The organism is Tardiphaga sp. 20_F10_N6_6 (assembly GCF_052076045.1).
Classification (GTDB): domain Bacteria; phylum Pseudomonadota; class Alphaproteobacteria; order Rhizobiales; family Xanthobacteraceae; genus Tardiphaga; species Tardiphaga robiniae.
The window spans coordinates 602,088-616,824 of record NZ_CP197239.1 but is presented as its reverse complement, the minus strand read 5'-3'; the positions used below and the strand labels follow the sequence as shown (position 1 = coordinate 616,824).

Genomic DNA, 14,737 nt, shown 5'->3' with positions numbered 1-14,737 from the left:
GCCCTACGTGATCCCATCCGAACTACGCTTGCCTGAAGCCAGTCAGGAAGGAATCGAGGCAGTCCTGGATCGCATCGATGCCGTATCCGCCTTCCTGAACGACGAGCGTCGGCAGACCCAGCGATTGCATCTTGGCCCCGACGCTTCCGAAGTCTTTTGCATGCAGCTTCAGGATGCCGATCGGATCATCCCGATGGGCATCGAAGCCGAGCGCCACCACAAGGGCCTCGGCGCCAAATGCGCGAACGCGTTCGATCGCCGTGTCGAGCGCTGCATTCATCTCAGCGCCACCGGCACCGGGCGGTAAGGGTAGATTGAGATCGAAGCCCTCGCCGGCACCATGGCCGGTCTCGCTTGCATAGCCCGTATAGAACGGCACGAAATTCGTGGGGTCGCCGTGGATCGAGATCGTCAGCACATCTGGACGATTATAGAAAATCTGCTGCGTGCCATCGCCGTGATGAACATCGACATCGATGATCGCCACCTTTCCAAAGCGACTGCGCAATCGCTGCGCGGCAATCGCGCTGTTATTCAGGTAGCAGAAGCCTGTGCCGCGATCGGCGCGCGCGTGATGGCCCGACGGCCGGCACAGCGCATAGGCAGCGCGGTCCCCGCCGACGATAGCGTCTGCGCCAGTGACCGCTGTTTCTGATGAGCGCAGGATGGAACGCCAGCTATCGGGGCCCATCGGCACCGACAGATCGCCGAGATACCAGCCCACCTGAGCGATAAATCCGGTTGCCGGGCAATCCCGCCGTGCAGCCTCTTCCGGGCGCCCGCTCCAATACGGGAAATATTGCGGCCACACTTCCGGTCCGTGGTCAGGCAGTTGCGCCCAATTATCCCACGCGGTTTCCAAGAAGCGTACGTAAGCCGGCGTATGCACCGTCAGCGCGGGCGCAGTGCCGTACTCCGCCGGCTTTTCAGGCGTGATCTCGTGCCGCGCCAAAGCGCCGATCAGTCGTTCGGTGCGAACCGGCGAATCCTTGATGGGCACGAAGCGGCCGTAACGCATGAATTGCTGCGGCGAATGAATTGCCTGATCCGGGTGATAGAAAGCGCGCATGGATCATCCCTCTGTCCGTTCGGCCGGTCAGAAGACCGACGCCTCAGGGATCATTCGCATGATTGGTTTCTGCCGATCAATCGGCAGTCTGCGCAGCCCTTATGAGCGCAGCGACATGGGCAACTCGGTCGTAGGGCGGATTGATGAAGCGTGATCCGCCATCCTTCCGTCCCACACACGCCGACGGCGGATTACAGATTCGCCAAATCCGCTCCTCCGGTCTCACACCAGCCGGCTCTGCGCCGCCGCAGCCTTGATAAACGACGCAAACAGCGGGTGCGGTTCGAACGGGCGCGACTTCAGCTCGGGATGATACTGCACGCCGATGAACCACGGATGGTTCTCGTATTCGACGATTTCGGGCAGCACGCCGTCCGGCGACAGGCCGGAGAACTTCAACCCATGCTTTTCAAGACGGTCTTTATAGGCCGTGTTGACCTCGTAGCGATGGCGATGGCGTTCGGAGATTTCGGTGGCGCCGCCATAGACGTCCGAGACCTTGCTGCCCTTGGTCAGCGTCGCCGGATAGGCGCCGAGCCGCATGGTGCCACCGAGATCGCCGGCATTGTGGCGCTTCTCGAGTTCGTTGCCGCGCAGCCATTCGGTCATCAGGCCGACGACTGGCTCCTTGGTCTCGCCGAACTCCGTGGAGTTGGCGTCCTTGATGCCGCCAAGGTTTCGCGCCGCCTCGATCACCGCCATTTGCATGCCGAAGCAAATTCCGAAGTAAGGCACGTTACGCTCGCGCGCGAACTGCGCCGCGCGGATCTTGCCTTCGGCGCCGCGCTGGCCGAAGCCGCCCGGGACGAGGATGCCGTTGACGTGTTCGAGGAACGGCGCCGGATCCTCGTTCTCGAAGACTTCGCTTTCGATCCAGTCGAGATTGACCTTCACCTTGTTGGCGATGCCGCCATGAGACAGCGCTTCGGTCAGCGACTTATAGGCGTCCTTCATGCCGGTATATTTGCCGACGATCGCGATGGTCACTGCGCCTTCCGGATGGCGGATACGCTCGTTGATGGTGTTCCAGGTCTTCAGCTCGGGCAGCGCCTTCGGCGTCATGCCGAATGCGGCCAGCACTTCGTCGTCGAGCCCGGCGACGTGATAGGCCTCGGGCACCGCATAGATGTTGTCGACGTCGCGGGCCTCGATCACGGCGCTTTCGCGGACGTTACAGAACAGGCCAAGCTTGCGGCGCTCTTCCTTGGGAATATCGCGATCGCAGCGGCACAGCAGAATGTCCGGCTGGATACCGATCGAGCGCAGCTCCTTGACGGAGTGCTGGGTCGGCTTGGTCTTCAGCTCGCCGGCGCTCGGGATGTAAGGGAGCAACGTCAGATGCACGAACACGGTGTCGCCGCGCGGCAGATCATTGCGCAACTGGCGGATCGCTTCGAAGAACGGCAGGCCTTCGATGTCGCCGACAGTGCCGCCGATCTCGACCAGCACGAAGTCGTAGCCGTCATTGTCCGACAGAACGAAGTCCTTGATGGCGTTGGTGACGTGCGGGATCACCTGGATGGTAGCGCCGAGATAGTCGCCGCGGCGTTCCTTGGTGAGGATGTCCTGATAGATTCGCCCGGTGGTGATGTTGTCCTGCTTGGTGGCAGGCCGTCCGGTGAAACGCTCATAATGGCCGAGATCGAGATCGGTCTCGGCACCGTCATCGGTCACGAACACTTCGCCGTGCTGATACGGCGACATCGTTCCGGGATCGAGATTGAGATAGGGGTCAAGCTTGCGAAGCCGGACCTTGTAGCCACGCGCCTGCAACAGCGCGCCTAACGCCGCTGAAGCCAGACCTTTACCGAGCGAGGAAACCACGCCGCCGGTGATGAAAATGTACCGCGCCATGGGACTTAACCTTTAAGGCTCCGAAACCGATTCGCCAAAACGAATCGCAGCCGTCAGCCGAGAATCGGTGAGGCTGTGGGTGACTTGAAAAACGAAATGATTGCAGCCCCTTGATGGGATCTGCTGATGCAGGACGGTAGTCCCCGTCCTGCATGGCGCCTCTGCTTTATTGCGAGCGTGGCGGTGCCGGGGCTGCAGGAGCCTGCTGTTCGTCGGATTTCTTCAGCGTATCCAGCAGGCCGCCCGAGGTTGGCGGAGCCAGCGGCGAGCCCGGCTGCGACACCGGCGCAGTATTGCCCGGCAGGATCGAGGTCGGCTTGCGCTCATAGGTGGCCAGCCAGGACAGGAACAGACTGGTCAGGAAGAAGCCCACCGCAAGAACGCCGGTGGTGCGTGTCAGAAGGTTCGCCGTGCCGCGGCTGGACATGAAGCCGCCACCGCCGCCGCCACCGACGCCCAGGCCGCCGCCTTCGGATTTCTGCAGCAGCACCGTCCCGATCAGAGCCGCGACGATCATGAGGTGGATAACGATAATGACGCTTTGCATCGTGTCCTTCCATCGCAAGCACGCCGCGCCGATCGCCGGCTGCAGTCATGGCTTGCGGGGTTTGAATCCAGCGGTGTCTACACGATCGAGCGGGGGATTGTCACCCCCGCGCCGACCGGTCTGGACCGCAAATTCCAGCATTCCGTGGGAGTTAGGGACAGCCCGCCGCGATCGCAAGGAAATCGGCGGCCTTCAGGCTGGCGCCGCCCACCAGCGCACCGTTCACATGAGGAACCGCCATCAACTCCGTGGCGTTGGATGGCTTGACCGAACCGCCATAGAGTATCCGGATCGAGGCCCCCTCGTTCTTAAAGCGTTCAGTCAAACGATCCCGGATAAACTTATGAACTTGCTCGACATCTTGAGCTGTCGGCGTCAGTCCGGTGCCGATCGCCCAGACCGGTTCATAGGCCACGATCAGGTTGCCTGAGGTGGCATCGTCCGGCAGCGAGCCCTGGAGCTGGGTGCCGCAGACATCGAGCGTCTTGCCGGCATCACGTTCGGCCTGGGTCTCGCCGATGCAGACGATCGCGGTGAGCCCGGCGCGCCAGACGGCCAGCGCCTTTTCGCGAACCACGGCATCGGTCTCGCCGTGATCGGCGCGGCGCTCGGAATGTCCAACAATAACAGCGGTCGCGCCGGCATCAGCCAGCATTTCGGGCGCAATATCGCCGGTATGCGCGCCTGAGACGTTCTTGTGACAATCCTGCGCCCCGACTGAGACGACGTGGCGGCCCTCCTGCCCGAAGCTCGATGCCTTCGACGCGAAACTCGCCAGCAGCGTGACCGGGGGACAGACCAGTAGGTCGACCTTGTCCAGCACATCCGGCGCGCCGCGCAGCATCGCTTCGAACTCGGTCATCGACGCCTTGAGGCCGTTCATTTTCCAGTTGCCCGCGATCAGCGGCCGAACGGCATCAGTCATGAGGATATCCTGTCATTTGAAAGAGGTTATTTGAGCTAACAGAGGCGATCCATCAGCTCAAGCTGGCTTGGCGCCACGCTGGCTCCGCTCCCGTTTGATCTCATCGGCGGTGAGGTCAGGCGCCGAGGGATCGAACTTGCTCCAGCCCGAGGACGCGAGGTCGCTGCGGCGCTTGGCGATATCGACCGAGGATGGGTGCAGCAACGCCTCGAGGCGGTCCTTGTCGGCCGCCTCGACCTTGGCACTGACGAGGCTACCGCCGCGGCGGATGCTCTCGGCGTAGACCTCGGCATCGTTCACGGCGACCCCCGCTTCCGCCAACATCCCGATCACGCCACCGGCCGCGCCTGCAGCCACCGCGCCCGCCGCTGCAGCGGCGAGCCATCCGGCTGCGACCACCGGCCCTAGGCCGGGAATCGCCAACAGGCCAAGGCCTGCGAGAAGTCCACCAAAACCACCGAAGCCCGCACCAATCGCGGCGCCCTTGCCGGCGCCCGCGGCATAGTCGGGCGCGTACCATTTGTCGGCGTTGTTGGCGATGATGCTGATGTCGTCCTCGGGCACACCGGCTTCACGAAGGTTGATAACGGCCTTCTGCGCGTCGGCGTAGTCGTCGAACAGCCGGGAGATCGTCACCTTGCTCATCGCGCTATCCCCACGGTCATTCCGGCTTCGCCGAGACGTTGCCCTTGTAGTCGACGCTGACATGGACCTTCTTGGATCCGCTCATCGCAGTGCCGCGCCAGATCCCCTGGCTGTCGTTCACCAGCGGCGACACGTCGACATAGCCTTGTGACTCCAACGACTTGCGAGCCTGACCTTCAGTGAAACTATTGGCGCCGGGAAGTGGCGGCGTTTCTGTTGTCGGCTGCGAATTCGTCGACTTCGTCACCGTGGGATTCTGCATCGCCGGATTTGGCTGCGCGCCTGCCGGCGCGAGCGCCATCCAGATGCCCCAGGCGGCAACTCCCGATCGCCAACCGATGCGCATGATGTCTCCCGGCAGGCCTGAACGCCCGCTCAACAAAGCAGCAGCGGGCCGGAAAGTTCCATCTGCCGTTAATGCCTCGCGGTAGCGCCGGAAACCGCTTCAATCCGCCCCGCCCCAGCCGGTTGCGACCCGGCTTTTGCCACTTTATGATGCGCCTCCTATTTGGCGACGCCCTCCGGCCCCATGGGCTGCTGGTGCGAGCCGATTCCCCTCCTGACAGATAAGAAGACCCTATGCTTCGAGGAATGCGCAAAGCCTCATCCAACTGGATTGGCAAGACGATTATGGCCGTCGTGATGGGCGTGCTGATTGTCAGCTTCGGCATCTGGGGCATCGCCGACGCGTTCAAGGGCTATGGGCAATCCAAGCTCGCCACCATCGGCTCGACCGAGATCACGACCGAGCAGTTCCGCCAGCTTTATAACGACAAGCTGCAGCAGATCGGCCGCCAGTTCGGCCGCCCGCTGACCTCCGATCAGGCCCGTGCTTTCGGCCTCGACCGCCAGGTCCTGCAGCAGGTCGTTGCCGAAGCCGCTCTGGATGAAGACGCGCGTCGCAAGGGTCTCGGTGTCGGCGACGCCGAGGTGATGCGGCAGATCATTGCGGATCCGAACTTCCAGAGCCCGACCGGCGGCTTCGATGCGCCGCGCTTCCAGCAGCTGATCCGCTCGCTGGGCTTCACCGAACAGCGCTACATCGCCGAACAGCGCAAGGTGTCGCTGCGCCGCCAGATCGCCGGCACCGTCACGTCAGGCGTCGAGCCGCCGAAGACGATGATCGAGGCGCTGAGCCGCTATCAGAACGAGACCCGCACCATCGATTACGTGAAGCTCGATGCTGCACAGGCCGGGACCATTGAGGCGCCCTCGCCCGAAGCCCTCGCCGCCTATTTCGACGAGCGCAAGACCCAGTTCCGCGCTCCCGAATATCGCAAGATCGCCTTCCTCGCCTTGACGCCTGATGAGATGGCGAAGTGGTCGACGGTGTCGGACGACGACGCCAGGAAAGTGTTCGAGGAGCGCAAGGACAAGCTCTCCACGCCGGAACAGCGCCAGATCTCGCAGATCGTCTTCCCGAATGCAGCGGACGCTGAAGCCGGCCGCGCCAAGCTGAACGATACGTTCAAGTTCGAGGACCTCGCCAAGGAACGCGGCCTGTCCGCCTCCGACATCGATCTCGGCATGGTTGCCAAAGCGGGCATCATCGATCCCTCCGTCGCCAATGCTGCCTTCTCGCTGGCACCGGATGGCATCAGCCAGCCGATCACCGGACGGTTCGGCGTGACGCTGGTCAAGGTCGGCAAGGTTCAGGCCGGCACGACGCCGAGCTATGACAGCGTTGCCGCCAACCTGAAGCGCGATATCGCCATCGAGCGCGCCCGCGCCGTCGTGTCCGACATGCATAACAAGATCGAGGACGAACGCGGTGGCGGCGCCAATGTCGTCGATACCGCCAAGAAGCTCGGCCTCACCGCCGTCACCATCGAGGCGGTCGATCGCTCCGGTCGCACCCCCGACGGCCAGCCCGTTGCCGGCCTGCCCACGGGTGTGGACGTCGTGACCCAGGCCTTCAACAGCGATGTCGGCGTCGACAACGACGCATTGCAGGCCGGCGGCGGTTACATCTGGTACGACGTGCTCGGCATCACGCCGGCGCGCGACCGTACGCTCGACGAAGTGAAGCCGCAGGTCGAGGCACGTTGGCGCGAAGAGCAGATCACCACGCGTCTGCGCGACAAGGCTGTCGACATGGCGAAGAAGCTCGAAAGCGGTGCCAAGCTCGCCGACGAAGCCGCGGCAGCCGGACTCAAGGTCGTGACCTCCGCGCCATTCAAGCGCGACGCGAGCGATCCGGCTCTCTCGGCCGGCGTCATCCAGTCCGTATTCCGCGGCGTCAAGGATTCGGCCGGACAGGCGCAGGGTGCCACGCCGTCGGAATGGATCGTCTACCGGATCACCGATGTCACCGCGCCTGCGGTTGATATGGCCTCCGAAGATGCCAAGAAGCTCAAGGAGACGCTGCAGCGCGGGCTGACCGACGAACAGGTCGCGCAGTATGTCACCAGGCTCGAGACGCAGATCGGCACCAAGATCAACGCGGAAGCCGTTGCGATCGCCACTGGTGCCGCGAACAGCAACACCAATTAGGAAACCCACGTCGTCATTGCGGGCGCAGCGAAGCCATCCAGAAGCAACAAGCAAAGGCTGGATGGCTTCGTCGCAGATGTCGCCTGCAATGACATGTGCATCACTCTGAAAGCATCCGATGGACAATCTCAGGGCAATCATTGCCAAGGTCGCGACCGGCGCCTCCCTCTCGCGTGAGGAAGCCTCGGCGGCCTTCGACAGCATGATGTCGGGCGAAGCCACGCCTTCGCAGATGGGCGGCCTGCTGATGGCGCTGCGCGTGCGCGGCGAGACCGTGGACGAGATCACCGGCGCGGTTGAGGTGATGCGCGCCAAGATGCTGCGGGTCGACGCACCGGCCGGCGCTGTCGATGTGGTCGGTACCGGCGGCGACGGCTCCGGCTCCGTGAACGTCTCGACCTGCGCCTCCTTCATCGTCGCCGGTTGCGGTGTGCCGGTGGCCAAGCATGGCAATCGTGCGCTGTCGTCGCGCTCCGGCGCGGCGGACGTGCTGGCGGCCCTCGGCGTCAGGATCGATCTCACGCCCGACGACGTCAGCCGCTGCCTCAAGGAAACCGGCATCGGCTTCATGTTCGCGCCGGCGCATCATCCGGCCATGAAGAATGTCGGCCCGACCCGTGTCGAGCTCGCCACCCGCACGATTTTCAATCTGCTTGGGCCGCTGTCCAATCCCGCCGGCGTCACCCGGCAGATGGTTGGCGTGTTCTCGCGGCAGTGGGTGCTGCCGCTGGCGCAGGTGCTGAAGAACCTCGGTTCGGAGTCCGCCTGGGTGGTGCACGGCTCCGACGGCCTTGATGAGATCACGCTCACCGGCCCGACCTTCGTGGCGGCGTTGGAGAACGGCAATATCCGCAGCTTCGAGATTTCACCCGAGGACGCGGGTCTGTCGCGCACCGGTCCGGATTCCCTGAAGGGCGGCGACGCGCAGGAAAACGCCGCCTCGCTGCAGGCCGTCCTCGACGGCAAGCCGAGCGCCTTCCGCGACGTCGCGCTGCTCAATGCTGCCGCGGCGCTGATCGTGGCCGGCAAGGTCAAGGACGTGAAGGAAGGCGTGGCACTCGGTCAGAAGTCGCTCGACAGCGGCGCGGCGCTGGAGAAGCTGAAGCGACTGGTCGCCGCCTCCAACGCAAACCTGTGAGACGACGATGTCCGACATCCTGACCAAGATCGAAGCTTACAAGCGCGAAGAAATCGCGGCGGCGAAACGCGCCCATCCCATCGCTTCCATCGAAGCGCTGGCCAAGGCTGCGCCGGCGCCACGCGGCTTCATGACCGCGATCCACAAAAAGCTCGACAAGAACGAGTTCGCGCTGATCGCCGAAATCAAGAAGGCCTCGCCGTCCAAAGGGCTCATTCGCGAGGACTTCGATCCGCCGACGCTGGCCAAGGCCTATGAAGCCGGCGGCGCCGCGTGTCTCTCCGTCCTGACCGATACGCCGTCGTTTGAAGGGCATCTCGACTTCATGGTCGCGGCGCGCGCCGCGACCAAACTGCCGGTGCTGCGCAAGGACTTCATGTTCGACACCTATCAGGTGGTCGAGGCCCGCGCCCATGGCGCCGATTGCATCCTGATCATCATGGCTGCACTCGACGATGCGCAGGCGCGTGACATCGAAGACGCCGCCATCGACCACGGCATGGATGTGCTGATCGAAATCCACGACCAGCCGGAGCTGGAACGCGCGCTGAACCTGCGCTCGCCGATGGTCGGCATCAACAACCGCAATCTGCGCACCTTCGAGACCACGCTGACCGCCAGCGAAACGCTGGCGCCGATGATCCCCCGGGATCGTCTCAAGGTCGGCGAAAGCGGCATCTTCACGCCAGACGACCTCGCACGCCTCGAGCGCGTCGGCATCTCCACCTTCCTGGTCGGGGAAAGCCTGATGCGGCAGGCGGACGTGACGGCTGCAACGCAAACGCTGCTCAAGCGCGCGAACGGAACGCATTGATCATGTCCGGCAAGACGAAAAAATCGAAGCAGGCCCCGGCCCTCACCCACATCGATTCCTCGGGCGAGGCCCGCATGGTCGATGTGTCGGAGAAACCGGCGACCGAACGCATCGCGGTTGCCGAAGGTCTGGTGATCATGAGCAAGGCGACGCTCGACATGATCGTCTCCGGCAATGCCAAGAAGGGCGATGTGCTCGGCACGGCGCGTATCGCCGGTATCATGGCGGCAAAGCGCACATCGGATCTGATCCCGCTGTGCCATCCGCTGGCGCTATCCAAAGTCACGCTGGACATCACGCCCGACAAGAAACTGCCGGGCTGCCGCGTACGTGCATCAGTCAAGGTCACGGGCCCCACGGGCGTCGAGATGGAAGCGCTGACGGCCGTCTCCGTCGCATGCCTGACAATCTACGACATGATCAAGGCCGTCGAGCGCGGTGTCCGCATCGAGGGCATCCACCTCGTCGAGAAAAAGGGTGGCAAGTCCGGGCACTATCTGGTGACGGACAACGCCGCCGACTGATTGCGATCAGGCGCTCTTGTGCGCCTGCGGTACATTCGATGGCATTCGGAAGATGCTGTCAGGCTCGACCCGAAACTCATCCAGCGAGCGCCCCGCGGTGAGCTGAAACACCAGCCAGCGCGGACGCAGACCTCTGCCCGACCAGATCTGCGACGGCTGCTCCGGATTGCGATAGACCGGACCGGCCTTCGGCCGCAATGCTGCGACAGCACGCCTCGATGAGGTTGAGAACTGCTCGAGATCGCGCAGACGCTCGTCGAGTTCCTGTCGCTGCTCAGCCATCTTCGCGGCGAGCACGACGCGCAACTTCTCATGAAGGTCCCAGAGCGCGTCCACCGACATCACTGTGAAATCGTGATCCTGCGCCATCATCGATCCCTCATGTTCTTGTTTACAAACAATAACCGGGACCGCGCGCGACATGGGGGGTGTTTGGCGGCGGTCCCGGGCCACATCAAGCAACCAACCGGACGGATGAGACATCCAGGCTGGTGCTCGTGGCGGGATCAGCACTACCAAGCAGGGCGAGGCCAAGTGTGAATGCGCACTACTTAGTTACGCGCGCGCATTGTAAGTTTTGCGGTAACCTGAATAGGGGCGGATTTCAGCAATCGCTGTCATCACGGTGCTCGCGCACGAGACGCTGCCGGCTGCGCTGCGGCTTCATCTCACTGACGATCCACGGCCCGATCTGCGCATCGAGATGACGCTCATATCGTTTGACCAGCAACCACGCAGCAGGCGGCAGCAGCAAGACCATCCATCCAACCATAATCGACATTCCAAATCCTTTAAATCAAAGGGGTTCGATGTCATTAGGTACGTGGAATAGCCTTTTAGGTTTGAAATAGCCCGCATGTATTTTCTGCGGAGCAGCAAGTTACCTACCAATCCGCCAACTCCCGCAACTGGACCCACATCGATACCGGGAACGACTGATGTTGCCGGTATCGATGCGCGATAGGCTACTTGATCATCGGACAACCACCCTCGGCCATCGGCCGGAACGCCTTTTCGGCTGGGATCGTCGAGAGCAGCTTGTAATAGTCATACGGCCCCTTCGACTCTGCCGGCTTCTTGATCTCGAACAGATAGATCGGATGAATGACACGGCCATCGGCGCGGATCGTGACCTCACCGAACAGCTTGTCCTTGCCCTTGAAGGTCTTCATCTGCGGTACGACGACACTGGCATCGTCGCTGCCCTTGGCGGCCACGGCATTGAGATAGGCCAGCGTGGAGGCATAAACGCCCGCCTGATTGGCGCTCGGCATCTTGCTGTTCATGCCCGGCCGCGCCGCAAAGCGTTTGCCAAAGGCGCGGGTGTCATCATCCATGTCCCAGTAGAAGGATTCCGTCAGCAGCAGACCCTGCGCGGTCTTCAGGCCCATGCCGTGAACGTCATTGATGAAGATCAGGAACGCGACCAGCTTCTGCGGGCCGTCCTGCATGCCGAACTCCCCGGCCTGCTTCACCGCATTGATGGCATCGGCGCCGGCATTAGCCAGGCCGATCACCTTGGCCTTGGAGCTCTGCGCTTGCAGCAATAGCGAGGCGAAATCGGAGGTGCCGAGCGGGTGCTTCGATGACCCCAGCACCTTGCCGCCGTTCTTCGTGATATAATTGGTGGCTTCGGCTTCGATGCCCTGCCCCAGCGCGTAATTCACCGTGAGAAAGTACCAGTCGTCGCCGCCCCGCTGCATCATCGCTGCCGCGGTGGTGTTGCCGGTGGCCCATGCGTCGTTGACCCACTGGATGGTGTTCGGCGAACAGTCCTTGCCGGTCAGGTCCGAGGTCGCTGTCGACGAGGCCAGGAACGTCATCTTGGTGTTGCGGGCGATATTGTTGATGGCGAGACCCACCGATGAATTCGGCACGTCGACGATGGCATCGACCTTTTCGACATCGAGCCATTTGCGCGCGATGGCGGAGCCGACATCCGCCTTGTTCTGATGGTCGGCATAGACGATCTCGACCTTGATGTTCTTGCCGCCGCCGTTGAAATCCTCGGCCGCCATCCGCGCGGCTTCCACCGAGCCCATGCCGTTGGTATCCTGAAACACGCCGGAAATATCGTTGAGCACGCCGACCCGCACCACATCGTCGGACACCTGCGCCTGCACTGCCGTCGCCATCACGCAGGATGCCGCAGCAGCCAAAACTGTCTTGAAGCCCTTCATTGTCGTCTCTCCCCTCTACCTTGATTGCGCGGGTCCGGACGTTGCCGGTCGCGGTCTTGCTTGCGAGTTATACCTGTCGCTCCGGCAGCCGGAGCACGAGGCCATCGAGCGCCTCGGTGATCTTGATCTGGCACGACAGCCGGCTGTTCGGCAGCCGCTCGCTGGCGACACCTTCCAGCAACTCATCCTCGTCGGCACCGACTGCGCCAACTTTGCCCAGCCAGTTGTCGTCGACATAGACGTGGCAGGTGGCGCAGACCGCGCCGCCGCCGCATTCGCCCGTAATGCCGTCGATGCCATGCAGCAGCGCCGTATACATGGCGCTATCGCCATCATTGGCGCGGACTGTCTCGGCACGGGTGTCGTGATGAATGAACGTAATGCTCGGCATAGGATCCTCAGGCAGGCGTGAAGGTAATCGGCAGGCTCTCCAGCCCGCGCAGCGTGTTGTTGTAGCGGCGCTTGACCTCGCCGGTGATCTCGATCGATGCGACCTTGCGCGCCAATGCGGACAGCATCACCTCACCCTCCAGACGTGCCACGAGCTGGCCGACGCACATGTGGATGCCGGAGCCGAATCCGACATGGCCGGACGTCTTGCGGGTGATGTCGTAGCGTTCGGGATCGGCCCAGCGGCGCGGATCGCGGTTGGCGGCGGCCAGGAACATCAGCACCTTCTCGCCCTCACCGACACGACATCCACTGATCTCGACGTCGCGCGTCGTGGTGCGGAAGAAGGTCTGCACGGGGCTTTCGTAACGCACGGCCTCCTCGAAAGCATTGCGCGCCAGCGACAGGTCGCTGCGCAGCCGCGCGAATTCTTGCGGGTAGCGCGCCAGGCAATAAACGGCAGCGCCGATACCGTTCACCGTCGTGTCCAGCCCTGCCGACAGCAATGAGCGCACCAGCAGCGGCGCCTCGTCGGCGGTGATGTCGCCGGTGTCGACCCGCGCATGGATGCAGGCGCCGAAACCGCCGGGCGCGAGATTGTCGCGCTGGCATTGCGCAGCGACATAGGCCTGATGCGGCGCAGAGCGTTCGATGGCGTCCTGGCGCAGCTGGTTCGGCGGACCGAAAGCATTGAAGACAAGACCGGCATAAGGCAGCAGGTTTTCGCGGCCCTCCTTCTGCAGTCCCATCGCATCGGGGAACACCGAGAGTGGATAGGCTTCGGCAAGATCCGCGACCGCGTCGAAACTGCGCCGCTCCAGCAGTTCGTCGACCTTGGCATCGGCGGCCGCGGCAAAGCCATCACGCAGTTGCTTCATCACCGCGGGCGACAGCACTTTATTGAGCACGGCGCGCGTGCGCGTATGCGCCGGCGGGTCGGCTTCGAGGATGAGGCTCTGCGGGCGCCACGGCTTCTCCCTGGCAAAGTCGCTGAGGCCCACGCCGCGGCTCGAGCAGAACGTCGCGGGATCGTTCAGGACTGCATGAACTTCGGCATAGCGCGCGACCGCGTAGACGTTCCATTTGTCGAGATACACCACGGGCCCGGCTTCACGCAGCACCTCGTGGGTGGGGTGAGGATCGGCAAAGAAGTCCATAGCGAAGGGATCGACGTCGAGGTGGACGACGGGCTGAGACGATAAGTCGTTCGGCAGGGCTCCGCCGAAGGACAGCACCGGCGGGGTGTGGGGCGATGCCGTCGTGACCGTGGCAACCATGTGAATCTCCCATATTTTCTTGTTGGCAATTGCGGCTGCGTGTCTCTATTCCTCAGGACCACGTGATCTCGCCGATTTCGACGACGTCACGCTGGCAGGCAGGATCGTGGTGCATGAGCAAGAATGGATCGGGAAAAACGGTTCGAAAGCCCGCCAAGGCGAAAGCGACAAAGGTCAATGTCAGGACTGTCGCCGCGAGAGCGCCAGCTTCCAAAGGCGGGCAGTTGCTCGATCTCGAGCGCTATGTGCCGGCCTTCATCACCTTCATTGCGAACAAGCTGTCGCGCAACGCGACCGCGCTCTATCAGAAGCGCTTTGGCGTGAATGTCACCGAGTGGCGCATCATGTCGCTGCTGGCCATCGAGCCCGGCATTCCCGCCTCGCGCATCTGCCACGTCATCGGCTTCGACAAGGGACCGGTCAGCCGCACGCTTGCCATGCTGGAAGAGCGCGGCCTGGTCGCCATCAACGCCGACCCGGACGACGCACGCACCCATTCGATTACGCTGACCACGAAGGGTCGCACGACCCATGACGCCGTCATCGTGACCGCGCTGGAACGCGAGCGAAAGCTGCTGTCCTGTCTGGATGAAAGCGAACGCGAAGTGCTGATCGACTTGCTGCGACGCATTCACGGCAATCTCGGCGCGGTAACCGGCTAGACCACCACGCGTTACTCGCGCGTCATCAATCGCCGTCCCGCACAAGCGGTCCACCATCGTTTCTCTCCCTGCAGGGCCCGGCAGTTGACTGCTCTAAGTAGCGCCCTCTTTGGAAAGGCTCTCACGAATTAGTTGCCTAGGCAACAGAAATATCGGGGCGGTTTGTCACGCGGAGGCAAGGATTTTCTGCCACCATCCGCTAACCTGCGCCGCACATGT

17 protein-coding genes are annotated in these 14,737 nt (G+C 62.9%); 6 read left to right on the top strand and 11 right to left on the bottom strand.

The genetic code is table 11. The features are described from left to right. Window positions 1-22: 22 nt before the first annotated feature. A complete protein-coding gene (locus tag AB7813_RS02830) occupies window positions 23-1,069 on the bottom strand; it encodes a histone deacetylase family protein (protein ID WP_439063780.1) in 1,047 nt (348 codons plus the stop codon). Between AB7813_RS02830 and AB7813_RS02825 the strand changes: the two genes are divergently transcribed. Continuing rightward, window positions 1,068-1,223 (top strand): hypothetical protein, encoded by a 156-nt coding sequence (locus tag AB7813_RS02825; RefSeq protein WP_158596801.1) that lies wholly within the window; start codon window positions 1,068-1,070, stop codon window positions 1,221-1,223. The two genes, AB7813_RS02830 and AB7813_RS02825, sit on opposite strands and share 2 nt — an antisense overlap. A gap of 68 nt (window positions 1,224-1,291) precedes the next feature. Here AB7813_RS02825 and AB7813_RS02820 read toward each other — a convergent pair whose 3' ends face one another. The 5 genes from AB7813_RS02820 to AB7813_RS02800 form a co-directional block, all read right to left on the bottom strand. Then, on the bottom strand, window positions 1,292-2,923 hold the full coding sequence (locus AB7813_RS02820) for a CTP synthase (protein ID WP_068730833.1): 1,632 nt from the start codon (window positions 2,921-2,923) through the stop codon (window positions 1,292-1,294). A gap of 166 nt (window positions 2,924-3,089) precedes the next feature. After that, entirely contained in the window at window positions 3,090-3,470 is a 381-nt protein-coding gene (gene secG / locus AB7813_RS02815; RefSeq protein WP_068730834.1) for a preprotein translocase subunit SecG, read from the bottom strand. Window positions 3,471-3,621: 151 nt separating this feature from the next. Further along, entirely contained in the window at window positions 3,622-4,395 is a 774-nt protein-coding gene (tpiA, locus tag AB7813_RS02810) for a triose-phosphate isomerase (protein WP_439063779.1), read from the bottom strand. Window positions 4,396-4,452: 57 nt separating this feature from the next. Next, on the bottom strand, window positions 4,453-5,040 hold the full coding sequence (locus AB7813_RS02805; protein ID WP_439083576.1) for a general stress protein: 588 nt from the start codon (window positions 5,038-5,040) through the stop codon (window positions 4,453-4,455). 16 nt (window positions 5,041-5,056) lie between these two features. Further along, complete coding sequence (locus AB7813_RS02800) at window positions 5,057-5,386, bottom strand: hypothetical protein (protein WP_439083577.1); 330 nt, start codon at window positions 5,384-5,386, stop codon at window positions 5,057-5,059. Between the two features lie 233 nt (window positions 5,387-5,619). Between AB7813_RS02800 and AB7813_RS02795 the strand changes: the two genes are divergently transcribed. The 4 genes from AB7813_RS02795 (at window position 5,620) to moaC (ending at window position 10,009) form a co-directional block, all read left to right on the top strand. Next, window positions 5,620-7,533, top strand: coding sequence for a SurA N-terminal domain-containing protein (locus AB7813_RS02795; protein WP_439088897.1), 1,914 nt, complete (start codon window positions 5,620-5,622; stop codon window positions 7,531-7,533). Between the two features lie 118 nt (window positions 7,534-7,651). After that, the gene (gene trpD / locus AB7813_RS02790; protein WP_439083579.1) at window positions 7,652-8,671 is read left to right on the top strand and encodes an anthranilate phosphoribosyltransferase; all 1,020 of its coding nucleotides are present in this window, start codon (window positions 7,652-7,654) and stop codon (window positions 8,669-8,671) included. Between the two features lie 7 nt (window positions 8,672-8,678). Beyond that, the gene (gene trpC, locus AB7813_RS02785; RefSeq protein ID WP_175367073.1) at window positions 8,679-9,485 is read left to right on the top strand and encodes an indole-3-glycerol phosphate synthase TrpC; all 807 of its coding nucleotides are present in this window, start codon (window positions 8,679-8,681) and stop codon (window positions 9,483-9,485) included. Window positions 9,486-9,487: 2 nt separating this feature from the next. Then, complete coding sequence (gene moaC, locus AB7813_RS02780; RefSeq protein ID WP_175367074.1) at window positions 9,488-10,009, top strand: cyclic pyranopterin monophosphate synthase MoaC; 522 nt, start codon at window positions 9,488-9,490, stop codon at window positions 10,007-10,009. Window positions 10,010-10,015: 6 nt separating this feature from the next. Here the strand turns inward: moaC and AB7813_RS02775 are convergent, their stop codons facing one another. The 5 genes from AB7813_RS02775 to AB7813_RS02755 all read right to left on the bottom strand — a co-directional run bounded on the left by AB7813_RS02775 (window position 10,016) and on the right by AB7813_RS02755 (window position 13,736). After that, window positions 10,016-10,381, bottom strand: a complete 366-nt coding sequence (locus tag AB7813_RS02775; protein WP_309944031.1) for an H-NS histone family protein — start codon at window positions 10,379-10,381, stop codon at window positions 10,016-10,018. 232 nt (window positions 10,382-10,613) lie between these two features. After that, a complete protein-coding gene (locus AB7813_RS02770; protein WP_231080800.1) occupies window positions 10,614-10,790 on the bottom strand; it encodes a hypothetical protein in 177 nt (58 codons plus the stop codon). A 184-nt stretch (window positions 10,791-10,974) separates the two neighbouring features. Beyond that, entirely contained in the window at window positions 10,975-12,189 is a 1,215-nt protein-coding gene (locus AB7813_RS02765) for an ABC transporter substrate-binding protein (RefSeq protein ID WP_439063776.1), read from the bottom strand. A gap of 67 nt (window positions 12,190-12,256) precedes the next feature. Beyond that, window positions 12,257-12,580 carry a 2Fe-2S iron-sulfur cluster-binding protein gene (locus AB7813_RS02760; RefSeq protein WP_231080802.1) on the bottom strand — a complete coding sequence of 108 codons (324 nt, stop codon included), beginning with the start codon at window positions 12,578-12,580 and terminating at the stop codon, window positions 12,257-12,259. A gap of 7 nt (window positions 12,581-12,587) precedes the next feature. Continuing rightward, window positions 12,588-13,736, bottom strand: a complete 1,149-nt coding sequence (locus tag AB7813_RS02755; protein ID WP_439064618.1) for a cytochrome P450 — start codon at window positions 13,734-13,736, stop codon at window positions 12,588-12,590. 233 nt (window positions 13,737-13,969) lie between these two features. Here AB7813_RS02755 and AB7813_RS02750 point away from each other — a divergent pair, with 233 nt between their 5' ends. Beyond that, window positions 13,970-14,518, top strand: coding sequence for a MarR family winged helix-turn-helix transcriptional regulator (locus AB7813_RS02750; protein ID WP_439063775.1), 549 nt, complete (start codon window positions 13,970-13,972; stop codon window positions 14,516-14,518). Window positions 14,519-14,737 lie beyond the last annotated feature (219 nt).